This is a genomic window from Chitinophagaceae bacterium (assembly GCA_016717285.1).
GTDB lineage: Bacteria > Bacteroidota > Bacteroidia > Chitinophagales > UBA10324 > JACCZZ01.
The window spans coordinates 567,371-593,725 of sequence record JADKFU010000004.1 but is presented as its reverse complement, the minus strand read 5'-3'; the positions used below and the strand labels follow the sequence as shown (position 1 = coordinate 593,725).

Here is a 26,355-nt window from a genome sequence, read left to right as displayed (position 1 = left end):
GAAGGCGGGGACAGGGGAAATATTTTTTTTTTTTTTATTTTTATGTTTTGGGTCGCCCCCCGGCGGGCCGGGCCCCCCCCCCTCCCCGACGTGGCGGCGGCGGCCCCCCCCCTTCCTTCCTGCCTTTTCAAATTGAACACACACTACATTCACTGCCACAGAAAGGCACCGGAGAAAGGTGCCCCTTGAGGGCCACGAGGGTGATGTGATTTTCAATAAACCGCAGCACCTTTCTTATAAAGGATTTATTTCAAACAATCATTGGCCGGAGTTTTTTGAACAATGAAAAATGGCATTGCATAAATCCCATCGCACAGCAGAGGAGTCCTCCTGAATGACTCCATGAAAAATTGCGCCTAAACAAAGAAAAGCAAAGGCGATCAAAAGTCACACCTTGCATCATTTTAATCGGGTGAAACAGCCCATTCAAATTAGCACCCAAACAAGCACAGAAAGGCACCGGAGAAAGGTGCCCCTTGAGGGGCCACGGGGTGACCGTTCAAATCTGAATATTATTCCTTCCCTCAAATTCCCGATCTTTCACCGCATTCAAACAGCACTGCATGAAACTTCACCTACTCTGGCCGCTCTCGTTCATGCTCGCCTGTACTCACCCTTCAAAAGAAATTCCATTGCAGGAAAAAGATTTTTGTTCCGCCATTCACCGCAACGATTCCCTTACACTTTCGAAAGCGCTCGAACCTGTCGCCGACAGTATGAAAAATAAAACCGGCGTGTATGTGCTGGAAGATGGTGATGGTTCTATGGTGGCCCGTGCCTGGCTCACTGAATACGCCGAAAAAACAATCGACATACAATACTTCATCTTTTCCACCGACAATGTGGGACTGATTGCCTGCGATTACCTCGTGCGCGCCGCAGACCGTGGCGTAAAAATCAGGATCATCGTGGACGATATCATGGTGGACGCTGATGTGCATGATATCTTAATGATGGATTCGCATGAAAATATTTCCATCAAAATCTACAACCCGGGCACCAACCTGGGCAAGAACTTTTACAGCAAGCTGAAAAAATTTACCACTGATTTCAGGAGTGCCAACCAACGCATGCACAACAAAACATTTGTGGCAGATCAGCAGGTGGTTATTACCGGCGGCCGCAATATTGCCGATGAATATTTCGACTACGATCATGAATACAATTTCCGCGACCGCGATGTATTGCTCATCGGAAAGGTGGCGGAACAGGTGCAGCATTCATTTGATGCATTCTGGAACAGCCCGTTGTCTGTGCCGGTAGCGGAGATTGTAGAAGAACCATCGGCTGAGTTTGTCAAAGACTCGTTGCATAAACCTGCCGAAGACCCGCACCGTTTCGACCGCCTCCACCAATACGCCTGCAATCCCGAAAACTTCTGGCCGCAGGTGCGCGAGAAAATACAACAACTGCCACAGGCCTTCACCGCCATGCAGCAATCCGGCGACCTGGTGTGGACCGACAGCGTGCAATTTGTTTCCGACGTACCCGGAAAAAATGACGGCACACAGGGATTGGGCGGCGGCGGGGTGAGCACTTCCGCATTAATTGCACTGGTGCAGCAGGCCCGGACATCGCTCGATATTCAGACACCTTACCTGATCACCACTTCGCTGAGCCGGGATCTTTTTCGCGAAGCGGTAAACCGCGGCGTAAAAATCAGGATACTCACCAACAGTCTTGCCTCCACCGATAATGCCGAAGCTTTCAGCGGCTATCAGCGCGACCGGAAAACATTGCTCGAAACGGGCGTAAAGATTTATGAGTTCAGGCCGGATGCGGCCGAGAGGTTCAGGGTGATGACAGGCGCTTTGCAACAAACGCTCGACTTCAAGCCCATCTTCGGGCTGCATGCAAAATCGATGGTGATAGATGGAAACATTACAGTCATCGGCACCTTCAACCTCGATCCGCGCAGTGCCAACCTGAATACGGAATGTGTAACCATCATACATTCCGGAAAAATTGCAGCGGGTGTGCTGCGCGGCATGGAAGAAGAATTCAAACCGGAAAATTCGTGGCAAACCACCCTCACCTTCCATCCCGATTCCATGGCCGGCATTAAAAAGCAGGTGAAGGCGTGGACGAGAAGGGCGATTCCGAAAGAGATATTGTAGCGGTTGAATAGTTCGAAGGGTTTGTATTGTTTGAAATGTTTCGTGGGGTTAACCGCGAATTTTTCAGTTCAAAATATAGAAGAGCATAACGAATACCTGGCCGGATGAAAAATCGTAGCGTGATCTTTATGTATGGGAGCATCTTCCGGCGTTTTTAACCTGCATTGCATTTCCTCTTAATTTAAAATAGTTGCGTACATCTCTATATATTGGTGTGATATACGCAAGATGAGTGCGTATATATAATTGTTATGGGCAACCCTAAATGACGACAGTGAAACAAATATTAATACTCATTGGACTGACACTTTCTCTCTGTGCAACTGGACAACAGTTGACATATAAGGGTGAATTTGTTGACACTATTAAAATAATTTCCAATTCCAGCTATTATCATTTTGACGATAAAGGAACAACAACCGGGGTTTATGACGAGTATATTGTTGTTTTCGACAAGTTAAAAAACAATTACATTTTAAATCCCTATCGAAGAACTGACTATAAATACACATTTAAGCCTGACACTTCCTTCAACAAGGAGAAAGTCCTAAAACAAGGCGAAGTTGTTGACGGACTTCTTATTTCAAACCTATTGAAACAATTTGAAGTATCGTACATCAAACCAGCCTTTGACAATATCGGGATGAGCAATGAACAGTTTCTAAACCTGACAGACGAGAAACATATTGTTCAAGTCGCTAAATGGCATAAAGAAGACTGGCACTTCAAAAAATCATATTCAACTAAGGAACAAAACAAAACTATTTTCAAAGGTTGTCAAAATGTTGACAGTTTAAATTTGTATTTAGCGACAGCTTTTGACACTTCGGGATATATTGTGGTAACTGACGTTGATCAGCATTTTGATGTCGTAATATTGACATCTAAAAGCAAATATCGCTTTGAAGGTAAATATCCAAACTCGTTCAAACAACCCTGGTACAATCATTCGACCACTAACATACATAGTACAAATTCAGTTTTGAATCTTTCAATCAATAGTGCGTTAGTTGCTATCTTGCCAGACAAGTTTTCCAGACTTGAAACATTGAAATTTGAAGCGTTGACAAATGAATATATTGAATGGTACTTAAAAAGACGTGGAATTATATTTTGACAATGGACAGAAGGGCAGCCCATAACAGCACATTTGCAATAGGCGGGGTTTCGTGCTCCGCAGACAGTTTAGTGGTAGCCGAAAGTTTTGTGCTCCGCATAAAGTTCAGTGGTAAAAATCCCGCCCATCGCAAATCTGCAAACCGTTAGTCGGAATTTGTAATCCCGTCCGTTTAAGTTTCGGATTTTTAATTCGATAATAAACCAATGCGCCTGGTTAAACACGGGATTAAAAATCCCTTACGCAATAAGACCGGATTGCAAATCACAAGCGTTCGAAACATTGTGTGACGAGAGTAGTAAAAAAAATGTCATGCTGAGCGGAGTCGAAGCATGGTATTTTTTCTGAAGAACTGACCACGAAAGCAATGTCTCACTTCGACTGAGTTTTTACTGAGCGTAGTCGAAGTGCTGCTAATGACACATAGTTTAATCATTTGATTTTCTGGATGTGAAAAAAGAGGGAGTTTGAAAGAAATCGATTTGCAAAATAGTTTGCACTCGTGATGAGGCGACGATTGGACGATGGTTGATTCTTGATGAAGGGTGATGGAGCGTTTCTCGCTACGGGGCTGTCATGCCGAATTTATTTCGGCATCCCATCCAATTTGAACTTCGTATCCAAAGGCCTGGATTGTTTTTTTTGAGTTGCAGTTTTTAGATTCATAGTGACATCGTTTCTACTTATTGGAGATCCCGAAATAAATTCGGGATGACGCTTTGATTGGACGATGCGTTGATTGGACGATGCATTGCTAATGACATTTGGTTTGATCAATTAATTTTGAAGATGTGTTAAAAGTGTCATTCTCAAAGAACTCGATATAAAATAATTTGCGCTCAGTGTGACATTGCTTTTGTTCCCCTCTCATGGCCGTCGTCCGTGTAAATTTCAAACTTGAATTTCTTTGAATTATTCAGCGAAGCTGAAAGCTAATAAGGTTTCGAACACCTGTGATTGCAAATCCGGACTAACGGAAGAACGATGCAGCATTTTTCCATCTTCAAAGCCCAGGTATACGAATTGGCTGTCACAATAAATTGCAGTGATATTCCATGAACTGTTATCGCGAAATGTGAGATAGCTGAATTCACTGCAAATGAGCAATTCATCGCTGTGCAAAAAAATGCAGTATGTTTTCCTTATTTGTGATTTTATGGAGCGTGAAATTTCCCCTCTTCAAAAACTGTAAAGTGTAGTGTTTACTTCTCACATGCTATTATTATGACCCGAAGCAAAGTGCAGCTTGCTAAGCGGGTATATTTCAACATTGAAAATACTTAATACTTAAAATAAAAGCCACTGCCCGCACTTTCAGGCAATGGCTTACTTTCAATGGCCGGCTTCTTATTGAACGAGAAATTTCCCGGTAGTTAAAGATTGATCTTTGAATATCACCTGATAGATATACATTCCTTTTTCAAAATCTGTAGAGATATGGGCAACAGATTCACCGTTTACATTAAATGAACCGATGAGGGTTCCGGCGAGATCAAAAATCCGGATGCGTTCTGCATTTTTCAGTTGAAAATCAATCGCGCGCTGTTGCTGCAAAACAGGATTAGGAAATACCTGTGCCATATTATTATTTTTTGATGGAGCCGACAGTCCCGTGAAAACAACATTGGATTTAAAATAATCATCAACACAGGCCGCTGCATCAATGATGGTTGAATAGGATGGACATGGATATACCGAGTTATCATCCCACACTACTGAGAAATCAAACGTCTGAACTTCTCCCGCATCAAATCTGAATGGGCCTGAGCTCATGATAAACCTGAAATCAGAGGGCAACCCATTTTCTGTACACAACGACCATCCTGCAGGGTCGGACGGATCACCCGGATAAGCAAAATCAGTTTCAACACCACCCGGATTCACCAAATGAGAACCACCGGAAAAAACAGATTGCAGGTAACCATAGTAATCTTCTTTGTTCTGTGGATTTCCAGCAATACCAAAATCATTTAAGTAGTACATGAAATGATCCATATAATGTAGTATGCCTTCATCATCCTTAATACCTTTTAAAAGATCGATGGCAAGAACAGGTGGATCGTTACCATAATTAAAAGTGCACCCTGAACCAGCATCCACTGAATCTATATTGTACACGATGCCCAGGTTATTCAATGTATCGGATCCGAAGTAATCATTAAAGGCACATCCCAAATCAGGATCAGTCCACAATCCAACAAAGGAGGAATCCAGTGAAAGAGAAGACTTATTAATTATTTTATAATGATAAAATGTCGTGTTGTTCAAACAAGTTCCTGTTCCTTGAAAAGCATATACCATACATTGAACTTCAATACCAAGTGGCAGTGCGCCTGTTTCACTGTGAGTATTTCCTTTGTCATTGAAAACAAACCACAATGCCTGGTCACCCGGAATTTCAGGATAATCTCCATCGGCAGGATTATACATTCCGTTTCCATTTACATCTGCAAACGGTGCGAGGTCTTGATCAGGCAAAAAAGAAAGATTCGGATTTCCTTTTCCTGGCCATTGCGCAATGGATGAAGGAGGCACTGCAAACTGACCAGCAATAAATGAATCGATGGCAGATTTATTGACCTTCCAGATACGGTCAAAATTCTGGCAGGCAGTGGTGGAAACATTTCCAGTTTGATCGAGCGGACCCGGAAAGAAATCATTCCCGGTCTGTCGGTAGGTTTGTGCGGCCACGTGTAGTTCTCCGTTGGCATCAATGCCTCCAATCCACAATCCACCTGCAAACAAAGCGGAAGTATTGCCGGTTTTAGGAACTAAGTATTTGGCATCATGGTCAAGGTCCCACCACATATCGCCTCCATTGTTGATGCGAGCTTTTACATTGTTGATATCAAGGTATTCATACGCTGTTGCCGGTGGGCAATTTTGTGCAAGCGCAGCATTTGCCAGCAAGACAATTGCTGTAGTGTAAAATAAATTTTTCATGGTTGATTGGTTTTATAATATCAAATATAACTATGTACTATACTGAATGCAAGTTTAAAAACACCTATAGATAATGTATTACGAAGCAGTGACAATAGGCATTCGTATTGTCACAGAAGGTTCAGGAAATGTCAGGACCGCTGATGCGCTTGATTAAATGATGTTTATGATTCGGTTTCAACGAGACTAAATTACTATGATTCGCTTTCCGCGAGACTAAATTACTTCAATGTCAGGACCGCTAATGCGCTTGATTAAATGATGTTTATGATTCGGTTTCAACGAGACTAAATTACTAGGATTTGCTTTCCGCGAGACTAAATTACTTCAATGTCAGGACCGCTGATGCGCTTGATTAAATGATGTTTATGATTCGGTTTCAACGAGACTAAATTACTAGGATTTGCTTTCCGCGAGACTAAATTACTTCAATGTCAGGACCGCTGATGCGCTTGATTAAATGATGTTTATGATTCGGTTTCCTTGAAGCAAACTTACTTTCAATAGTATTGTTTATTATTCCATTCGCATCTTAACCTTCTAAATAAACGTGCGTCTGAGGCATATGAGCTTTTTGCAGTTGCATTAAATCTTTCAGATGATACGATTGATAAATTGATAATTATGATTTGTTTTCCTGTGCTAATTTTCTCTGCAAAGTTAATCTTTTGAATTCCAGTCTCGTATTGCCAAAATTGATTAATAATCCAATTTCCATCTTATATGCTTCCAAATAATTGAGTGCCTGAGCCAGATGAACTTTCTCCAATTGCGTTAAAGCTTTCAATTCAACCATAATTTTACTTTCAACAAAAAAATCAACCCGTCTTGTGCCGATTGGTTCGCTTTCATAAAATATGGGCATTTCCATTTCACGAACAAATTCCAAACTTTGTTTACCCATCTCAATAGCCAATGCCCTTTGATAAATTACTTCCTGAAAACCGTTACCCAAAGTGCTGTGCACTTTCATAGCACAACCAATTATCTTTTGAGTAATATCAGAATATTTATACTCTTCCTTAATCATACAATTGATTTTACCTTATACACTGCATATTTACAAAATCATTTATCAAAATAATCATCTTATCAAAGTAATTATTTTATCAAAACAATCATTTTTATCATATCCACCTGCCTATTTGCACAAACATTTATCAAATAATCATTCTATCATATTCATCTGCGGTTCCGACATTTTCAACGCGGTTTGCGGGATGATGCTATTTGTGAATTATAAAAACATTTAGCAACAGCGGAAAAAATTCCATCACACTTCCCGCTTCACAATTACCTACGGGAATTTATATCATCAGGATGCAATCCGGAAACCAATCAGCTACAGTAAAAACGGTGAAGTTGCAATGAAAACAGGTGATGGATCGCCCGGCCCGGCAGTTTTGTGAACAGGCTTTTATTGTTTGAAATGAAGTGCATTTTTTTCAATAATTTTTTTGAATAATTGATAAATACTATTAAGTTTATAGTTACAAATAACCCTTATGAAAAACAAATCAATTATCAATCTCTCCGGATATTCCGCTTTAGCTGCGGCTACATTAAGTATAATTAACGCAAATGCTCAAATTGTATATACTGACATCGATGATATAAAAGTTGATTGGCCGGCTTCACGCCCCGGTTTTATCGATCTAAACAATGATGGCAAATTTGACTATGGTTTTGGGGTAAAGAAAATAGAAGGCATTTACTGGGCTTCGGTGGTGGATGTCTGGAATGACCAGACTATTAATGAAGTAGCAGGGCTGGGTGATGGATTTCAGTTCCATCCGTTCAAGTTAAATGCCATGAGCGACATAGATGAAGATGTGAACTGGATTGAAATAAAACATTTGTTTTATAATCCCCTGGCAGCTTATTCCTGGAGCAGCTTTCATTTCGGTTTCTGGAAGGAAGGAGTCAGAGATGGATTTCTGGGAACACGTTTTATGATTGATGGCCAAAGGCATTATGGATGGGTGCGCCTTGCTGTTGCAAAAGATGCTGCTACTATCGTTGTAAAGGACTATGCTTATAATAGTGTACCGGAAATGCCTTTGGTGGCAGGCCAAGCTTTTAAAGAAGAATTGGATTTCATGAGTGCATCTGATCCATCCATTAATTTATATCCAAATCCGGCCAGCGAATATGTAATGTTGTCTTTTCCAGGTCAGGAGCAAGTAAATTCACAATGCAGCATTTATGATATGTCTGGAGAATTGCTATTGCGGGTTGATAAGTTAGAAGGCAATAAAATTGACATTCGTCAACTAAGCAATGGAAGTTATATTCTGCATTTGCAAAATGAAAATGGAGTATTCATTACTAAACTTAATATTCAAAGGTGACGAATCATTATCGTGTTGCTGGATAAATTATGACTTAATCCGTTGGTCGGGATTTGTAATCCCGTACGTTTAAGTTTCAGATTTTTTATCCGATAATAAACCATTACGTCTTGTTCTAAATGAGATTAAAAATCCCTTACTCAATAAGATCGATTGCAAATCCGGACTAACGGAACTAACGGAAAGAACAAAGAGCCGGTAGCTACAACTGCTATAAATTGGCGGTTCCGTTTTTACTGGTAGCTATTCAATAATAAATTTGTAACCCCTGCCATGTACGTTAATAAATTTAATGGAGTTATCGTCGCTTAATTTCTTACGTAATTTAGACACCAATACATCAACATTTCTACTGATTACAATTATGCCTTTATCTTCCCAAATCTCTTTCATCAGCTTTTCCCTTTCTACGATTTGGTTTATATTTTCTGCAAATATTTTTAGTGCTTTTGTTTCTTTTTCTGAAAGTGTAATATTTTTATTCTCAATGGTAAGAATATTATTAGCTGTATAAAATCTAAAGTTACCTAATGGTATGTGATCATTCTTCTCGCCGATTGATGCTGGCACTTCTTTTTTGCGAAACTTATTTTTCACATAAAAACCAACAAAACTCAAAGGAATAATCAATAGTGTCAACAAAAGGAAATTGAGCTTATTTTTCTTCAAAAACTCAATTTCAATAACATAACAATCAACCTCCAGCGTACGACCTCTGCAAGGTGTTAAATCACCTGCCTGGCTATTTATTTCGAATGCAAAGACAGTTTCATTTTGTTTACAATTCCTCAAATTCACTATATAATCGTTTGCCAGCGCATTTTTCTGAAATGTTCGTTGAACAATATTGATGAGTGTATCTGAAATAAAACTAAAGTTATTTTGAAAGGAAATCTGGTAGGTGGTTTCATTTAATTTCTTAACCGGCAGCACTCTGGAGGTAGAATCTTTAGCTGCAAGCAAAAGCTGGTGTCCTAAATCACGCAATACAATTTCTAAATGATCCTCAGGAGCTTCATTTTTTTTATTGATAGCTGCAACAGCAGCAAGCAAAATAACAATGATCATGATGGAAAATCCGAACAGAATAAATGGCTTCATGCGCGCAAAATAATCTATTAAACCTTCGTTGCCGGTGATTTACAAACGTTTTACATATCCTTTACAGCTTTTTACTATTAAAAAGCTTCCCGGTAGTTGACGCGCAATATCTTTATTTAATTGTTTCACCAAATCAATTACCGTCATGAATAACTATAAACTTGCTTTTTTGTGGTACATCCCGATTATTTCGGGACTCCTTTTTTCATTTCTCTTTTCCTGTAACCAGGCGGTAGAAATTCCAAAGACATCTCTACTCACGGATAATCTGCACACTCAACAAACAGATAGCACCGGAACTGCAAACATCGTTCTTAGATCTGCTGATGGCGGACAAACCTGGCAGGATATAAGCAACGGGTTGCCCCAACCTGTGCAAGATGACTATGGTATGGGCAGAAATGTTTTTTACGCAGATGATAATGGGCTCTATTTAACGGATGCAAATTGGATTTATCACACCAACACAAATTCCACGGCTCCTTTTTGGACCAAAGATATTTTCCCTGACCCACACAGCAACATCGCCCCTGGTAAGACCGGGATATTTGCATACAATTACTATGGTCCCATTTTACAAAAACTTAACGGAACCGATGTATGGTCGCCTGTATTCACAGATTTGCAGAAGAAAAAAGTACGCACTGTTTATGAATCTGCCGGAGGCATCCTTTTCATCGGCACCGACGAGGGCCTTTTCAGATCTGCAAACAATGGAAAAACATGGAATCATATCCATGCCTGGGGCCTGTTAGGGAAATTGGCAGAGTCGGATGGTGTAATAGTGGCTACTTCCACTAGAGGGATAATCAGATCGGCCGATGAAGGTGAACACTGGGAGTTGGTGATCAGTGAGGGCGGCGTGGGCATCGATGTAGCGAAAATCGAAGATGGATTTGCTGCAATCAATTACAGTACAGCGTCCGGGACCAGGAGAATACGGGCATCCTACGACGGCGGAAAAACCTGGCAGCCCATTGATGCAGGAATGCCTGGGCAAGTTATTATGGACGCACCCCTGCGACCCATTATTGCGGACAATCCGGCGCAAGGCAACGCTGACTCAATGTGGCATCCTAATCAAACTTCTCTTTCGGCACCTCTCTATATTACCTCCATTATCCAGGTTGGTGAAAACTTCTTTTGTGGCTGTTCTGACGGCATTTACAGGTCATCAGACAAGGGGAAAACATGGCAATGTATGCGTTGTATTAAAGAGGGAAAGATGTTCAAATTGTCTGTTTCCGGCAACGTGATTTATGCCATACAGATGGAGAATCATTGTTAAACCTGTCCGATAGTAAAAGATAAATGAAGATGAAAAAATTTATAGAATTATTTCCGCTGTTCGAAATGCCTGTTTTTCACACACACAATTATTAAAGGAAGCATGAGCCGGGATATAATTATTGCATATTCTGTCACCACCTTCATCGTTGGACTTGTATTGAAGTTGAAAGAGACTAAAATAAAATCACAAGACAATCAAATTACGACATGAAGAACTGCGTGCAAAATTTTAAAATGAAAGTTTTTGATGGGTTATTGAATGGAATAGCTCTAATGAATAGTTGTGGTAATTCCAGATCATTACATTTTGACAAAACTTCATAAATTTGATAGATGCAAGTACACGTAGAAATTGGCTTTGAACAGTTACTGAAAATTGTGAAAGCACTACCAGCAGGCAAGTTGAGACAGTTGTAAGCTGAAATTGAAAATGGAGTCAAGGATGAAAAATCACTAATAGATTTGAGACTTTACTCTTGAACGGCCTAACTGCGTCTAATAAACAGTTGGAAACCATAAAAAAACACAAAAGCTATCAACCAATGGCGAACAAAGTAAGCAAGAGTAGTTCCTAAACCGCACACGGAAGAAAAGAAAAATTATTACTCAAAATTCTATCGCTATTTTAATAACCCGGAGATAAAACAAGTTCGACCCTGATTATCGACAACTTTTTGCAGTTGCCAAATTTATAGCGATAATTTTCAACCACCTTTTAAATTAACAAAATGATTTCAAGATTACTGTTTAAGGATAGAGATAAGCGAAAGCGGTTTGCTCATATCGGGGCAGGGATTGTCATCCTTATTCATGCATATGAAAAATATGAAAGTGGTCACGAATCCTACATCTTTTTTGGAATTGCGGCACTTGTATTCTTAACCATTGCACTGCTTCATCCCGTTATTGAAAAAAAAGTTCCCTGGGTTGATGGGGTATTTTTAATTATTGAAGGAATTTTATCGGTAATTGTAGCGATTGACTATTATCATTTAGGAAAGAAAGCCTTGCCTTTCACCTATCTGGCTTTAGCAATTTTTCAATTTTTTATGGCATTCAGAAGAGGTAAAAAGGGAATGGAACATCATAAATCAACTCATTAATCCGGCAGTTGGGAAAAGTAACGCAGCATAATTTATCGCAGCATTACTTATGTTGACGTTACTGAATTTGTTGGATGAAGTGAAATTTTTTCATCCGATGCTTTTGAATAAACAGCGGCTTCCCTTCTTTTTAATGGATAAGCAATCAAACCAGTTGGAGTATTTCCATCTGCTAATTTTTCCAATTTTATTTAAGGCGGCTGACGACCACTCTTTACCAGAGTTTTGTAAATTTTTTAGGGTGATATTTATTTAAAGTTGTTTAATATTCTTTGCTTGTCCTCATGCTCTTTATTGTTCTTATGATAAAGTTCAATGAAGGTTATTTTTTGTTCCGCTTCAAAGTGAGCATAAATTAATCTCAACCCAGAATTTACTCCACGACCTTTTAATGCTTTACAGGCAATCTTCTTTACTTTAATGACACAGGTTTCCAAACCCAAATTATCAATACGAAAACTAAACGGTGGTCTTTCTTGTGGTGTTACTTCCAACACTTTTTCACCACTTCCAAATCTTCGTTCAACGTTCTGTATTTTTCAAAAGGTTTTTCAAATCCTTCTTAAATTCTATAAGTTCATCAAAGGTCATTGTTGTTCAATTTCGTCACCATAGTTTCTGACCGAGAAAGGAGCATCTCTATAAAAAACTAATTCGTAATTTATTTCTTCTCCTTCTTTTGAAGCCAACCAAGGCATATCCTTATGAGAATAATTACTGATGGCAGCGGCGCTCCAATCACTCATTTGTTGAATCACTCTATCAATTACTTCCTTCTCACTTGCTTTCAATGCTGTTAAATCGGCTTTTACTAAAGGCAAGTAACGGGTTTGAGGATAACCATGATATTCGGTTTTCACTCTTTGCAACTGACCTTTATCAATCATTTGTAAAACGATTGTATCTAACTTTTGTGGAACCGGACCATAAGGCAACTTGCGATATTTTGCACCAGTCAAATGTTCTTCATACAATTCGTAATAATTGAAGTCGGAGAAATAAAGAAGTTTGTAAAGGACAGTTTCGCCAACATTCGGTTTGCCTGCACAGCGTTCAAGAATATACAACAACACATTTTTAAACTTGCTGACTTGCAATGATGGAACAGAAATCCGTTCATCCGTTTTCTTTGACTTTGTTTCGGCTTTGCCTTCCAGATCTTGATTAGCGAAAAAATCTTTGGACACAAAATCATCCAAAGAAAATCCTAGCACCATTGACAATTTTTGAAATTCAAGAACATCAACAGTTCTGTTTCCCAACTCTATTTGAGCCAAGGACGGTCTTGAAATCTTGATACTTTTCGCCAAATCTTCTTGAGACAACCCCTTCACTTTACGAAGTTCAGTTATCCGCTGACCTATTTGCTTTTGTGACAGATGTATGTTCATATAAATTTTATTACGGTTCAACGAGGCAAAGATAAACATTGTTTCAAAACAAAACAATCAATTGTTCTAATATTATCATCAGCCCGACTTCCAACCTCTGACAACTACCGGACAAAGGAATTTTATTTTTCCAACGCATATACAAACTATCATTAAAACCTATGATTTAACTTCTACGTATCAATATTATATATTTGCACGTATAACATTTTACACATGGACACTAAACTGACATTAAAACTTAACAGCGATGTTATCGAACAGGCAAAGACGTATGCCAAAAGAAAAAATACCAGTCTTTCGAAATTAATAGAATCTTACCTTGGCTTACTCATTAGCCCTGATGACACGCAAGAGGTTACGCCATTAGTTAAAAGCTTATCCGGTGTGATTAATTTAACCAAAGACTTCGACTACAAAAAGGAATATAAGAAGCATTTACTTAACAAATACGCTAAATAGGATGACCAAAGTATTTATCGACACGGATGTTTGTATAGACTTATTGGCCGGGCGCAAGCCATTTAACAAAACGGCGGAAATACTATTTTCACTTGCAGACACAGGTAAAATTAAAGTCTGTGTTTCATCGCTTGCTTTTGCCACTATAGACTATGTTTTACGATCACAATATTCGACCACACATTCAAGACAAATAATTGCCAAATTTAAAACGATTGTCAATGTATTGTCGGTTGACAGCAAAACAATTGATTTGGCTATAGCATCTGATTTCACCGACTTTGAGGATGCTATACAATATTGTTGTGCTATAGAGAACAACCTGACAACAATAATTACCAGAAATATTAAAGATTATAAAAAAGCAACAATTAAAGTTTTAACTCCTGAAACCTTTATTTCCAAACCTAATTAGAAAAGCCCGACTGCATATAACAATCAGCCAGCAAACAGGAAAGCCCACGTTGGTAGGGATGTGTAATCCCGTCCGTTTAAGTTTCGGATTTTTAGCCCGATAATAAACCAATGCGCCTGGTTAAACACGGGATTAAAAATCCCTTACTCAATAAGACCGGATTCCAATCCGCACTAACGGGTTCGGCAGACTGATAACAAACCCTGAATGAAAGCTGAAATTTTGACTTTCAAACTGACATTTTTTTAGCGGTTTGCGACAAAATTTTATTTTCCATAGCTCAGAAATACAGTGGTAAAAAATTTGATTTTCCTCTTTTAAAACAATTTCTTAACCATTAAAAAAAGGAGGTAACCAATGACACACTTAAAAAGAAACGGAAGCCTGCTGCATCAAATGCCAGTGCTTTTTGACGATTTTTTTAACCGGGATTTATTCAATTGGGGCAACCAGAACTTCTCAGACACCAACACCACCGTTCCTGCAGTAAACATTAAAGAAACTGCTGAGCATTACGAGGTGGAAGTGGCTGCACCCGGCATGTCGAAAAAAGATTTTAAAGTGGAACTGGACGGAAATTCCCTCACCATCAGTTCCGAAAGAAGCAGTGAAAAAGTGGAGCATGAGGATGAGCGCTATTCCCGTAAAGAATTCAGCTATCAATCTTTCCAAAGGACTTTTTCGTTGCAGAAAGAGGTAATGGACACAGATAAGATCCAGGCGAAGTATGAGAATGGCTTATTGCACCTGCTGATTCCCAAAAAAGAGGAAGCAAAACAAAAGCCACCAAAGCTGATCCAGATTTCGTAATCAAACAGCTTCCTGATCGCAAGAGTTGCCTCGCAAAAGGAGGCAACTCTTGTTATTTTTAAAGGGTTACCGGATCACTGTTTTCATTCATAAATGTTGAGGAATTACTGAAGCGCATGGTAACAATGCCGCTCACTATTTTATTGGCCTGCGTATAACAATCAGACAGCTAAACGGAAAGCAGGTTAAAAAAAATGCTGGAAGATATACACCCTTTCTTTCCTGATTTTTTTATGGCCACAATAAGAACTTCTAACGGTTATGCTTTGACCAGGCAGCCAGATAATAATTGAGTGTTTTATTTAGAGATTAGAAAAATCAGCCTTTTTGGGTATTGACAAGGTTGCAATCAGCTATTACTTTTGATTAATCAATTGCAATGGACTCGTTACTCCAAAAAAACATATACACGGCATTTTATTAAAAGAGATTTTATCAGCATAGTTTATAGAGTAATAAAGAAGGGCATTTATTTCCGATAGCATACCAGGATACGCCTCATTTCATGGAGATCACCAAGTGAAACATATTTTATGTCAGTATCAACTGTTCACATTAATGAACCAATACTTTTTATCATCACTATTACGTGTTCAATTTTAATTCCTCGCATTGTTATGGGACAAATTTTATTAACGCATGCAGGAATACAAAAAATAACCGATAGTCTTTTGATTGAAAACAGTGATACGATGATCGATTTCGCTTCTAAATCAACAGAAAGATTTATTGCGATCAATAATGCTCCTGATATTCATAAGTCGCCGGTAAAATTTCAAATTAAACCTACAGGATCATTTGACATTTCACAAAGTGTAAATCACGACAGCTATCAGATAGACCCTTTGGCTTTGAATATTAACTGCAATCTTTCGCAGTCTGTTTTATCAGTGCCGATTAATGTTATGGCAGGTATAACTTCTTTTGGACCCTCAATCAACCCACTTCAAACAAACTTTGCTATTTCATTTGACAGAAATCTTTTTCTGGAAGAAATGCAAAAACTATTGCTGCACCATGGCGAGGAAAAGTATAGAAGCGTGTTTGACAGTTTGCAAAAAATAAAAGTTGGACTGCATGCTTTTGATAGCGTAAGAAATCTGTTAAATGACGAAGATTTTCTGGATTCAGTTCATTATGCTTATCAAAGTATGGATCGTTTAGAATCACTAATCACAGACACTGCAACATCAGCGGAATTAAATACTCGTATTGATTCCGCTTTATTTGAATTGTATTCGAAAACTATTGCGCGGTATCAGTCATTACAACATTCTTACAATGATTTATTGTCGTTGAGCAAGGGAATAGCAAATCAATATCAAACACTTGACCTATCTACAATTGCATCCATTTTTGACTTTCCAATATCACCCGATAAACTGAACGAGGAGCAACTTTTAAATGAGGTAAAAAAAGCGGGTGCGAATAAGTTAAATCAAGTACTTGCTGGTTTGAAAGAATTCACTATCGGCCAGGTTTTATTAAATCAATCACCGCTGACGCTCAATAGTAAGATTGCAAACGGTTGTTCATTTTACTATGCACTTAATTTTCTCTACTTCGGTGCTACACTTGCGCGGGAAAAGATGAATGATTTGCCATATGGCGGAAGCAATGATATCATCCAACCACTCTATAATGCCAAACAATTCAATGTGATTACCCAGGCTTTGGTAGGTACGGGATCCCGCGACAAAGAATTTATAGAACTGTCAGTAACCAATTTTAAAACTTCTGATCCTTTTGCGATATCATCAAACACGCCGTTTACGAATACGCTGGTTTCTATGTCGGGTGGCGTTTCTAATGCAAGTGGCCTTCATTCTGCTTTGGAAATTTCGGGGTCCACAAGTTCTTATATGGCTTCCGGTTTGGCAATCGAGACAGGAATTCATTCAAACACTTCCCAGCATTTAGGAATTCATTTTCAACTTGAAAAACAATTTTTGAAATCAGGAAGCGCTTTCAGTGTTGAATATCTTTCAGCAGGACCATTATACAAAACAAACGGCAACAACTATCTTATTAGTGATGCACGTTCCATAAAAGGTGCATTCTCACAAAGCGCGTTTAAACACAAGTTGAATTTTTTAACAAGCATATATTACCTGCAACACAATGTCACCTCTGTTTTCCAATTCCCCTTTTTTCAATTAAATTTTTCAATTGATCTTCGATACGATATCAGGAATGGCTTTTTATTATTCCGCTATACTCCTGTCGTTTCCTCTGCGCCGAATAGCAGCCAAAAAAACAAACAGGAGATGGTACAGTTTCAATTTTCGAAATCCTATGCGATATTCAGTCATTCTGCTTCCAGCATGATTTGTATTTATAGCACATCATTCAGCAACGTAAACACATTGGATACCTTTCATAATAGTATGATGCTGCGAAGCGACTTTCAGCAAAAGATTTCTATTACTCCAAAATTTTCATTGAACGCATTGGTATCTGCGCAAAGTCCGAAAGAAAATCCTGTAAAACCCAATTATTATTTCTTGTCAGTAACGGGGAATTTACAATTGGGAACAAAATTAATGGCAACTGTCAATTTCAATATGAATGGAATCGGAGATGCAGCATATTACGGAGCAGGCGTAGCTGCAGGATGGAAAATTCTAAAAAGGGGAAAGCTCAATATCTACGGCGATGTAAAATTGAAAACCGGAGCAGGCCAGGCATTGCTGCCCACGTTTTATCATAGTTCTATTTCTTATTCACAATCCTTTTAATTATTCATATGAAAAAGGGCATCGTTGTTATACTCCTTGTGACGGCCTTCAGATTGCCGGCAATCAGCCAGGTAATTATTTCCTGGAATACAATGCTTCCGGATCATTTCATGATTGATGATCTATGGAATCTCACAATTTCTAAAACAAGTCCTGGTTCTACAGTATGTTTTCTTGAATTGAAAATTGAGACTAACAATCATATTCCGGTGATTAATTTATCCACGGAATCATTTCTGTTGCACCAAGGCATCACTGATGTGAAAGTGATAAAGACAAATGTTAAATCAACTGTTCAGTATGGCAACAATAACTTTACTTCCACACTTCGCCAAACGGGCTCATTACCCATGGGAAAATATATTTTTTGTGCAACGCTGACTTCTGCCGACAAAAGTATGTTATTGGGATTGTCATGTGAAGAACGCCAACTATCGGGATCGTCTCCTCCCTTTCTAATTTACCCTCATAACACACAAGAGATCTATACTGTCCATCCATTGCTTTCGTGGCATGGCCCGGCACCTGAAGATGAATCTAAGACAAGTTATTCATTAGTCCTCACAAAGATCAAAGACCATCAGGCGCCTGAGCAGGCGATCAGGAATAATGTACCGCTTGTATTTCAAAAAAACATAGCGGGAACTTCGCTTGATTATACTTCCTTATTTCCTTCATTGGAAGAAGGGTCTTCTTATGCGTGGAAAGTGGATGTGTTTTATGACCAGCAATTTCTTGGAAGCACAGAGACCTGGCAATTTGTTATCGCAACACCAGTCTCAGTTCCGCAAGTAAATACTTCAGGCAGTTATAATCTGATCAATAATGTAGCCGCTGATGGTTTTTATCTCTCCAAAGGAGTTTTACGAATAGGCTATGATAACAGAAGCAATGATCCTGAATTGAAGTATAGAATTGTGCAGGCGGATACACGAAAGACGATAAATTTTCATCCGGAAATTTTATTGCAGCATGGCATTAATACGATTGATGTGGACCTGCGCAATGAAGGCTTCAGAGAAGGAATTGCTTATCTGATGCTGATTGAGGATGGAAATGGTAGCAGGTACCAGGCTGTATTTTATTTTATCAAATCATAGAATGATAAACTTTATGTTCAAGAAACTACTATTGTTTTCGTTTACCGGTCTATGCTATTGTTCATTGCAATCCTGCAGAACAAATGCATTAAGTCCACGTGAGTATATAGGTTATGTTACCGACAGCTCAAACGGCTTAAAGAGAACTCTTCAACACGACAGGCTGTATTTCTCTGCACAATATCAACCCATTGATTATGTATGTCTGCTGGAAACATCCGGCCATGTTGAAACCGACGAATTCCATGAACTGCAAAGCAAATTTGAAGGATTAACTCATTTTTCTTTTTCTATCGGCAGCAATGATCATGAAACCGATCCTTTGAAATTGATGATGAATGGAATGAACTATGAAGATGCCATTGTTTATTTTGCGTTTGAAGTCAAAAATGATTTTTTTATTGTTAGCGCTGGAGATACACTACCATGTGTGATCCACCATTTTGAACGAAGCTATGGTTTGCATCCCAGTATTGACCTCGTGCTTGGTTTCAGGCAGCAATCAACAATGAATCTGAAGGAGGATGCTCCCTTGACATTGTATTTTAACGACCGTTTATATGGTAGTGGCTATAATTCATTTGTATTTCATAAAAAAGATCTGGTTAATCTTCCGGAACTTAAGAAGGTATCCTTATGAAAAAATATCTTATACGTCCGTTCGCATTATTCATGGCAACAATAATGTTGTTGGAAACAATACTGCCCTTATCCGCATTTGCACTCACGGGTGGTCCATCACAACCGGAAACGCAAAACTTTATGCCTGTGGGCACAACTGAAATGGTAGATGCATTTACCGGAGATTTCAGCTACAATATTCCTTTGCTTGATGTTGGGGGCTATCCAATTAATCTCAGTTATCATTCAGGTATTACCATGGATGAGGAAGCAACGTGGGTAGGCCTTGGGTGGAACATTAATCCCGGCAGCATTACACGCGACATGCGTGGATTGCCGGACGATTTTAATGGTGATGAAGTAAAGAAAGAATTCAACATTAAAGAAAACACAACATGGGGTGTTAACCTTTCTCCCGGAAATGAAATTGCCGGAGTAGATATCCTGAATCTGCTTAGTGCCGGCATTGGATCAGTAGGCATTTATAATAATAATTACAAAGGACTTGGCTTAACAGTGGGAATATCTTCAGCAATCTCCCTTTCAAAATTGGGAGGCTTTCCGGGAAATCTCCATCTCGGTTTACAACTTAACTCGCAGGAAGGTGTGGATATAGCGCCATCTATTGGTTTCTCTCCACACACCAGTAGTTCAATACTATCAATTTTGAATCAGAACACTTATGTGGGATTAACCATAAACTCAAGAGCAGGTCTGCGATCGTTACAAACCAATCTGATAACAAATTATCTGCGGTCGGTAGCAGGATTAATGCCGGGTTACTTAGGAGCATTGGCATCACATTCATTTGGCGATACACATCTGTCTTTTGTAAATCCTACTTACTTTCCCTCCATCACACTTCCATATGAATCTGAATCTGTTTCATTTCACGCAACTTTAGGTGGTGAGGTAATAGTTGATCATCTGAACGGAACAATTGACGGATACTATTCTAATCAGAAGTTAAGAGTCAACTCTCAAAGCAATCCTGCTTTTGGCTACTTTAATTGTGAAGCAGGGAATAATAATCCGGATGCATTACTGGATTTCAATAGAGAGAAAGATGGTCCTTTCCGTGAAAGTACTGTTGCCCTTGCCATTCCAAATGGAACCTATGATCTCTTCACGCTGAATGGAGAAGGCCTTGGCGGTCAGTTCAGAGCTTATAGAACTGATGTGGGTATTTTTCATGATCCCTATGTTTACAATTCCAGCACAGGCAATTCTTTTGGTGGTGAATTGGGCTTGGGAGAGTTGATTCATGGCGGAGTTGATATTTCGGTAAATACAGGAACATCATCTTCCGGACCATGGACATCCGATAACCTCACGCCATCTGTCTGCACTTTTACAGGAATCAGCAATTACGATAATCATGAAGCTTACAGCTTGCGGAATGCGGGAGAATGGTCGCCCTATGAACATAATTTTTATGGTTATTGGGGAGGTGAATTTCCAGCGAGAACAAATATTGAAGAACTTTCAAAAACGGTTGCGATATCACTGCCAAAATTCAATGTTAAATTAGGCGCAACAGATACAGTTGATACAACACCTTCAGAACTGCAAAAGCCTTTACGTGATCGTCGCACACAGGCTATTTCATTTCTTACAGCTAAAGAAGCAGCATTATTTGGTCTCGATAAGTCAATACTTAATTATCCGCTTAATGTCTTAAGCTATAACGGTTGTCAGAGTAATGCAAATGCAAGCGAGATTTCGCGGAATAATTTTCCATCGCAGCATGTTTCGGAAATCACAACGGTGAATCCCGATGGAAGAAGATATGTCTTTGGGGTTCCCGCTTACAACACCTTACAAAAGCAGGTCACCTTCAATGTAAATCATTCGGATGCAAATCCTGGATCAGGACATGTAGGTTATAAAAGCATCGGAACAGATGCTTACAACAGCATTGGAAATAAAATAGGTATTGACCATTACTTTGAATCAACCACTATTCCACAGTATGCGCATTCATTCCTGCTCACAGCTATCCTTTCACCGGATTATGAAGATGTGGATCAAAATGGCATTTCCGACAATGACCTTGGAGAAGCAATTAAATTTAATTATTCGTTGCTTCCCTTTTCTTATAAATGGCGATTGCCATTTGCAAAAGACAGCGCGCATTATTTAGAAGGATTCAACTCCATAGATAATGATGGAAAGGGAAATTATGAATATGGTGAAAAGCAGATCTGGTACCTGCATTCCATTGAATCAAAAAACTATGTTGCGCAATTTATATTGGAAGACAGGGCGGATGCAATTGGAGTAAAAGATGAAAATGGAGGTGGCGATTTTGATCATGCGCTTAAACGGCTGAAAGAGATTCGGTTGTATTCCAAAGAAGAACTTGTAAAACATGGGAGCGAAGCCATTCCAATAAAAGCGGTGCACTTTGAATACAATTATTCATTATGCAAGGCTTTGCCCAACAGCAATAACGGATCAGGAAAACTGACGCTGAAAAAGGTTTGGTTTTCTTATCAGGATAACGGAAAGGGATTATTGAACAGTTATGCTTTTAATTATAACGCGTACAATCCCAACTACCATCTCAAAAAATATGACCGGTGGGGCAATTATCAAAACAATGATACCGTACCCGGAATGTTGCCCAACAGGGATTTTCCATACACTTTACAGGATACATCACTGGCTAATCTTTTTAGTTCAGCATGGACCTTAACAGATATAACGCTTCCTTCGGGAGCGCGCATCCATGTGAAGTTTGAATCAGATGATTATGCATATGTTCAGGATGAACGTGCTATGCAAATGTTTGTGATCAAGGGATTTGCCAGTGATAAAACAACTGTGACAAAAAATTTTCTTTACGACAAAGACAATGATTACAATTACCTGATGGTTGATTTGCCGGAGAATGTTGCGAACGGCGAGGAGTTTAAGCGGAAATATCTCGAAGGAATAAATGACCTGTATTTTAAATGCAAGATTGATATTGCTAATGACGGAAGGTATGAATGGGTGAGTGGCTATTGTAATTATGATGAAGCGGGAATGGTTACTGACGACAGCAACCATGCTTACCTTAAATTGAAATTGGTGTATGCTGAAAATGTTGATCATTATGTTCATCCGTTTGCGCTCGCTGCCTGGCAATTTTTACGTGTTAACATTCCTGAGAAAGCTTTTCCGGGAAGCGATCCTGATGGCACACCTGTAGGACAATTACTGGATGGATTAGTTGGTATGGCCACGGAGTTTATAAATATCATAGCCGGTTTTAACTCACATGCCAGGCTTAGTTTCTGGGGGAAAATGACATTGAACAATGAGAGTTGGATTCGTTTGCGTAATCCAACCTATAAGAAGTTAGGCGGTGGATGTCGCGTGAAGCAATTGACCATTTCTGATAACTGGAATGAAATGAGTGATGGCGATGCAACTACTTACGGTCAGCAGTACGAATATACAATGCCATTTTTTGATGGAAAAGACACGATTGTAATTAGTTCCGGAGTTGCATCATATGAACCAATGGCCGGAGGAGATGAGATTCCATTACGATTGCCGCTAACCTATGACGAAAAAATAAAGTTGGCGCCCAACAATGAATATTATATAGAAAAACCATTGGGCGAATCTTTGTATCCGGGAGCAACAGTGGGTTACCGCAAGGTGACTGTTTCGAATATTACTCCAGAAGGAATAGAACGAACCAAAACAGGAAAGACCGTTCATGAATATTATACAGCGTATGATTTTCCGGTGATCAATGATTTCACCAATATCAATCCCGTACCTCAAAAACATAAACCTCTCTTCCAGATATTCAATACGAGTTCAGAAGATTTCATGACGGTCTCTCAAGGTTTCACGGTAGAATGCAATGATATGCATGGAAAACTATTTCGAACAAGTTCATATGATGCCAATGATGCAGTAATAACAAGCACGGAATATCAGTATTTCACCCAACAAGGTTTTGGCGTCAATATGTTACGAAATGAAAATTTGCCGGTATTGGATTCAAAAGGCAATACCGGTATTTCTACGATTGGAGAAGATATAGACATCTGGCAGGATATGATGGAACAAGCCACGCTTTCAGAAGAGGAATCCACTTACTTCAACCTCGAAACATTTGCAATTTTGGGTATATTCTCTTTGCCATTTACGTTTCCCGGCGGAAGTTTTGAACGTACCCGTTTCCGCTCTGCAGCCACTACAAAATATGTTTTCAGAAAAGGAATTGTAGATAAAGTAATAACGCAGGAAAATGGATCAACTGTAGTTACTTCTAATGTTTACTTTGATAAGGAAACAGGACAATCCTTAATCAGTGCTACTACTAACGAATTCAGCGATCCGGTTTATACCTATAACATGCCTGCACATTGGGTGTACAATGGAATGGCAGGAGCCTACAAAAATATTTCGATGCAGGTTAAGGATCTGCAGGTTACTAACGGGAAGATTACCAGCCCTGACGCCTATACACAGTTTTTCTTTGCCGGTGACGAGGTAATGATTACGGACAATAACAATCAATTGCTTTCAAAACATTATTGGTTAGCAAAGGAAGGAACTGATTTTTATGTTTTGGATGAAGCCGGTGTTCCGTTTAACAGTGCTGATCCCGTTACTATCAAAGTGCTTCAATCCGGAAGAAAGAATATGACGGATGAAAAAGTGGGACAGGTTGTTTCGCTTTCAGATCCAATTTTTAACAACCGAATCGCTTTTGGATATCCCAACTGTTATTTAAAAAATGGCGAGAAATCAGGAGGAGGAGGGCCTTTACCCGAATGGATTTGTTATGGAGGCAAAGTGATTTCCGCTAACGCAAATGAATATAAAAATAAATGGAAGATTAATTGTCACATGCCTTTATCTGCCCCATCCCTATATAATGGATATGAATGTCAGAACCTTACTAAAAACCAAACTATCAACCCTTATCATCTGGGTATTCTTGGCAACTGGAGAATGTGGAAGAACCTGGTAAATTATAGCGAACGGACCACTGCTCCTGCTATCGTAGCAACCGACACCAGGAATGATGGAATTTTCAGGACGTTTGACTGGTATTGGAAATTTAATACGGGCCTGAATCAATGGGAACGGAATACGGATACGCTTACCTGGATTAGAACAGATGAAAACACTTTATACAATTCAAATGGTACAGCAATTGAAAGCAAGGATGCATTAAATTTATTTACTACAGCAATCTACGGATACCTCGGATCACAACCTGTTGCAGTAGCTGCCAATGCTACGTACAGAAGTATCGCTTATGATGGATTTGAAGAGTATGACTTTGCAAACAGTTGCAGTGATCCATGTTATAAATCGCATTGGAGTTTTATTGATGCACTCAATGGAAATAATGTGAATGTATCCAGCATTGCAGCTCACAGCGGATTGCGTTCTTTGTTCATAAAAGCAAATAAAACGGCTGAGGTAATCAGTCCGTTAAATGTGATTGCAGACACCACGCTATTTTCATTTTCGAATAACATATACTTGATGAAAGAAGGAGGATGTCTTCCCGACTTTGCACCCTTAGCAGGAGAATATCTGATCTCCGCATGGGTGAAGGAAAAGCAGAATTACGATACAGCAACCAACTATTCTAAAAACCTTCTAAAGCTCAACATTGATGGTGGCACAAATGTCAGCACTGTACCTAACGGACCGGTGATTGATGGCTGGCAACGCTATGAAACAAGATTCACCATTTCTGCCACTGCAAGCGCGTTGCATGTAATATTGAAATCAACCGGCGCGGATCTATATGTTGATGATGTGCGTATTCACCCTTTTAATGCAACCATGAAATGCTTTGTCTATCATCCGTTTAATCTTCGGTTGATGGCCACGCTTGATGAAAATAATTACGCCACCTTTTATGAATATGATGATGAAGGCATCCTTGTAAGATTGAAAAAGGAAACAGAACGCGGCATTGTTACAATAAATGAAAACAGGTCATACACTACCAACAAGCTATGAGAAAGTATATCCGGATTTTTGTGCTATTGTGCGTTCATAATTTTTCTGCTGAAGCACAGAATTATCGTACTGAATTGCTCAATTTAATTCAGCAGCTTACAAGTGCTGATAAGTTGATTTCATCAGAGCTGTTCTTCTCCAGCTATCCGCATCACGACAGTAAAACGCTAACTGATACCATGACAATCCGGCTTCATGCGCAGGGTAATAATTTCTGTTATATTCTTGGCGATCATGAGTACATCAACAATGAGCGTTATTCATTAACTATCGATAATACTGGAAAACAGATCTATATCAGCAAGAGCCGGATCCCGAAAGTGTTTTCATTCAGCTTGCCGCAAATGGATTCGATTTTAAAGAATGCCACAACAACGGTTCAATGGCTGGGAATCAAAGCAGGATGTCGCGGCTATAGGATTACGTTTAGCAAAGGAGAAGTAGCATCTGAAGAATGTTGGTTTAACCAGAACAATTCACAACCGGTGAAATTGATTTTATACTATGGCAAAAAAATGGTTGATGGCGAAGCGCAGGAACCAAGGGTGGAAATGCTGTTCAGGCATTTTAGAATGGAAAGCAGAAAAGAAACGGCTTCCGTATTTTCTGAAAATAAATACCTGGTCGTAGATGGAAAGCAACTAAAGCCAATTGATGCATTCAGAAGTTATTCGTTGATCAATAATATTAAATAAGCAGCGTGAAGAGAGCTTTGCTATTAATATTTTCTTTATTAATCTATATGACTACAAGAAATGGTTATTGGTTTCCGCTGTTGCGGTAATCTTGAATGTGTGCCAACTTT

Annotated in this window: 20 protein-coding genes; 14 read left to right on the top strand and 6 right to left on the bottom strand. The window is 39.2% G+C overall.

Going from position 1 to position 26,355, the window contains the following annotated elements:
* Positions 1-563: 563 nt before the first annotated feature.
* On the top strand, positions 564-2,117 hold the full coding sequence (locus IPO83_07640; protein ID MBK9731146.1) for a phospholipase D family protein: 1,554 nt from the start codon (positions 564-566) through the stop codon (positions 2,115-2,117).
* A gap of 274 nt (positions 2,118-2,391) precedes the next feature.
* Entirely contained in the window at positions 2,392-3,234 is an 843-nt protein-coding gene (locus IPO83_07635; GenBank protein MBK9731145.1) for a hypothetical protein, read from the top strand.
* Between the two features lie 1,347 nt (positions 3,235-4,581).
* Here IPO83_07635 and IPO83_07630 read toward each other — a convergent pair.
* Both IPO83_07630 and IPO83_07625 read right to left on the bottom strand, forming a co-directional pair.
* Positions 4,582-6,177 carry a T9SS type A sorting domain-containing protein gene (locus IPO83_07630; GenBank protein MBK9731144.1) on the bottom strand — a complete coding sequence of 532 codons (1,596 nt, stop codon included), beginning with the start codon at positions 6,175-6,177 and terminating at the stop codon, positions 4,582-4,584.
* Between the two features lie 622 nt (positions 6,178-6,799).
* Positions 6,800-7,207: a GxxExxY protein gene (locus tag IPO83_07625; protein MBK9731143.1), complete on the bottom strand. Its 408-nt coding sequence runs from the start codon at positions 7,205-7,207 to the stop codon at positions 6,800-6,802.
* Positions 7,208-7,413: 206 nt separating this feature from the next.
* Here IPO83_07625 and IPO83_07620 point away from each other — a divergent pair, with 206 nt between their 5' ends.
* Both IPO83_07620 and IPO83_07615 read left to right on the top strand, forming a co-directional pair.
* The gene (locus IPO83_07620; GenBank protein MBK9731142.1) at positions 7,414-7,548 is read left to right on the top strand and encodes a T9SS type A sorting domain-containing protein; all 135 of its coding nucleotides are present in this window, start codon (positions 7,414-7,416) and stop codon (positions 7,546-7,548) included.
* 134 nt (positions 7,549-7,682) lie between these two features.
* On the top strand, positions 7,683-8,528 hold the full coding sequence (locus tag IPO83_07615; protein MBK9731141.1) for a T9SS type A sorting domain-containing protein: 846 nt from the start codon (positions 7,683-7,685) through the stop codon (positions 8,526-8,528).
* Positions 8,529-8,771: 243 nt separating this feature from the next.
* Here IPO83_07615 and IPO83_07610 read toward each other — a convergent pair whose 3' ends face one another.
* On the bottom strand, positions 8,772-9,629 hold the full coding sequence (locus IPO83_07610; protein MBK9731140.1) for a winged helix-turn-helix transcriptional regulator: 858 nt from the start codon (positions 9,627-9,629) through the stop codon (positions 8,772-8,774).
* 145 nt (positions 9,630-9,774) lie between these two features.
* On the opposite strand from IPO83_07610, the gene IPO83_07605 reads away from it, so the two are divergent.
* On the top strand, positions 9,775-10,917 hold the full coding sequence (locus tag IPO83_07605) for an exo-alpha-sialidase (GenBank protein ID MBK9731139.1): 1,143 nt from the start codon (positions 9,775-9,777) through the stop codon (positions 10,915-10,917).
* A gap of 730 nt (positions 10,918-11,647) precedes the next feature.
* The gene (locus tag IPO83_07600; protein MBK9731138.1) at positions 11,648-12,022 is read left to right on the top strand and encodes a hypothetical protein; all 375 of its coding nucleotides are present in this window, start codon (positions 11,648-11,650) and stop codon (positions 12,020-12,022) included.
* A gap of 47 nt (positions 12,023-12,069) precedes the next feature.
* Here the strand turns inward: IPO83_07600 and IPO83_07595 are convergent, their stop codons facing one another.
* The 3 genes from IPO83_07595 to IPO83_07585 all read right to left on the bottom strand — a co-directional run bounded on the left by IPO83_07595 (position 12,070) and on the right by IPO83_07585 (position 13,413).
* Complete coding sequence (locus IPO83_07595; protein MBK9731137.1) at positions 12,070-12,207, bottom strand: hypothetical protein; 138 nt, start codon at positions 12,205-12,207, stop codon at positions 12,070-12,072.
* Positions 12,208-12,270: 63 nt separating this feature from the next.
* Complete coding sequence (locus tag IPO83_07590; protein MBK9731136.1) at positions 12,271-12,519, bottom strand: hypothetical protein; 249 nt, start codon at positions 12,517-12,519, stop codon at positions 12,271-12,273.
* A gap of 90 nt (positions 12,520-12,609) precedes the next feature.
* On the bottom strand, positions 12,610-13,413 hold the full coding sequence (locus IPO83_07585) for a DUF4065 domain-containing protein (GenBank protein ID MBK9731135.1): 804 nt from the start codon (positions 13,411-13,413) through the stop codon (positions 12,610-12,612).
* Between the two features lie 216 nt (positions 13,414-13,629).
* On the opposite strand from IPO83_07585, the gene IPO83_07580 reads away from it, so the two are divergent.
* From IPO83_07580 to IPO83_07545, 8 genes are all read left to right on the top strand, one after another.
* The gene (locus IPO83_07580; GenBank protein MBK9731134.1) at positions 13,630-13,875 is read left to right on the top strand and encodes a hypothetical protein; all 246 of its coding nucleotides are present in this window, start codon (positions 13,630-13,632) and stop codon (positions 13,873-13,875) included.
* Between the two features lies 1 nt (position 13,876).
* Positions 13,877-14,290 carry a PIN domain-containing protein gene (locus tag IPO83_07575; protein ID MBK9731133.1) on the top strand — a complete coding sequence of 138 codons (414 nt, stop codon included), beginning with the start codon at positions 13,877-13,879 and terminating at the stop codon, positions 14,288-14,290.
* Positions 14,291-14,647: 357 nt separating this feature from the next.
* Positions 14,648-15,100: an Hsp20/alpha crystallin family protein gene (locus tag IPO83_07570; protein MBK9731132.1), complete on the top strand. Its 453-nt coding sequence runs from the start codon at positions 14,648-14,650 to the stop codon at positions 15,098-15,100.
* A 617-nt stretch (positions 15,101-15,717) separates the two neighbouring features.
* Positions 15,718-17,838 (top strand): hypothetical protein, encoded by a 2,121-nt coding sequence (locus tag IPO83_07565; GenBank protein MBK9731131.1) that lies wholly within the window; start codon positions 15,718-15,720, stop codon positions 17,836-17,838.
* Between the two features lie 8 nt (positions 17,839-17,846).
* Positions 17,847-18,938, top strand: a complete 1,092-nt coding sequence (locus IPO83_07560) for a hypothetical protein (GenBank protein ID MBK9731130.1) — start codon at positions 17,847-17,849, stop codon at positions 18,936-18,938.
* A gap of 13 nt (positions 18,939-18,951) precedes the next feature.
* On the top strand, positions 18,952-19,578 hold the full coding sequence (locus IPO83_07555) for a hypothetical protein (protein MBK9731129.1): 627 nt from the start codon (positions 18,952-18,954) through the stop codon (positions 19,576-19,578).
* Positions 19,575-25,550 (top strand): hypothetical protein, encoded by a 5,976-nt coding sequence (locus tag IPO83_07550; GenBank protein ID MBK9731128.1) that lies wholly within the window; start codon positions 19,575-19,577, stop codon positions 25,548-25,550. Before IPO83_07555 ends, IPO83_07550 begins: the two co-directional genes overlap by 4 nt.
* Positions 25,547-26,245 carry a hypothetical protein gene (locus IPO83_07545; GenBank protein MBK9731127.1) on the top strand — a complete coding sequence of 233 codons (699 nt, stop codon included), beginning with the start codon at positions 25,547-25,549 and terminating at the stop codon, positions 26,243-26,245. The genes IPO83_07550 and IPO83_07545 overlap by 4 nt, the downstream gene beginning before the upstream one ends.
* Positions 26,246-26,355: the final 110 nt, after the last annotated feature.

Excerpts from the sequence above, each read along its gene's own strand:
- IPO83_07640 (MBK9731146.1), top strand. The coding sequence starts at position 564 with ATGAAACTTCACCTACTCTGGCCGCTCTCGTTCATGCTCGCCTGTACT.
- IPO83_07630 (MBK9731144.1), bottom strand. The coding sequence starts at position 6,177 with ATGAAAAATTTATTTTACACTACAGCAATTGTCTTGCTGGCAAATGCT.
- IPO83_07625 (MBK9731143.1), bottom strand. The coding sequence starts at position 7,207 with ATGATTAAGGAAGAGTATAAATATTCTGATATTACTCAAAAGATAATT.
- IPO83_07615 (MBK9731141.1), top strand. The coding sequence starts at position 7,683 with ATGAAAAACAAATCAATTATCAATCTCTCCGGATATTCCGCTTTAGCT.
- IPO83_07610 (MBK9731140.1), bottom strand. The coding sequence starts at position 9,629 with ATGAAGCCATTTATTCTGTTCGGATTTTCCATCATGATCATTGTTATT.
- IPO83_07605 (MBK9731139.1), top strand. The coding sequence starts at position 9,775 with ATGAATAACTATAAACTTGCTTTTTTGTGGTACATCCCGATTATTTCG.
- IPO83_07600 (MBK9731138.1), top strand. The coding sequence starts at position 11,648 with ATGATTTCAAGATTACTGTTTAAGGATAGAGATAAGCGAAAGCGGTTT.
- IPO83_07585 (MBK9731135.1), bottom strand. The coding sequence starts at position 13,413 with ATGAACATACATCTGTCACAAAAGCAAATAGGTCAGCGGATAACTGAA.
- IPO83_07580 (MBK9731134.1), top strand. The coding sequence starts at position 13,630 with ATGGACACTAAACTGACATTAAAACTTAACAGCGATGTTATCGAACAG.
- IPO83_07575 (MBK9731133.1), top strand. The coding sequence starts at position 13,877 with ATGACCAAAGTATTTATCGACACGGATGTTTGTATAGACTTATTGGCC.
- IPO83_07570 (MBK9731132.1), top strand. The coding sequence starts at position 14,648 with ATGACACACTTAAAAAGAAACGGAAGCCTGCTGCATCAAATGCCAGTG.
- IPO83_07565 (MBK9731131.1), top strand. The coding sequence starts at position 15,718 with ATGGGACAAATTTTATTAACGCATGCAGGAATACAAAAAATAACCGAT.
- IPO83_07560 (MBK9731130.1), top strand. The coding sequence starts at position 17,847 with ATGAAAAAGGGCATCGTTGTTATACTCCTTGTGACGGCCTTCAGATTG.
- IPO83_07555 (MBK9731129.1), top strand. The coding sequence starts at position 18,952 with ATGTTCAAGAAACTACTATTGTTTTCGTTTACCGGTCTATGCTATTGT.
- IPO83_07550 (MBK9731128.1), top strand. The coding sequence starts at position 19,575 with ATGAAAAAATATCTTATACGTCCGTTCGCATTATTCATGGCAACAATA.
- IPO83_07545 (MBK9731127.1), top strand. The coding sequence starts at position 25,547 with ATGAGAAAGTATATCCGGATTTTTGTGCTATTGTGCGTTCATAATTTT.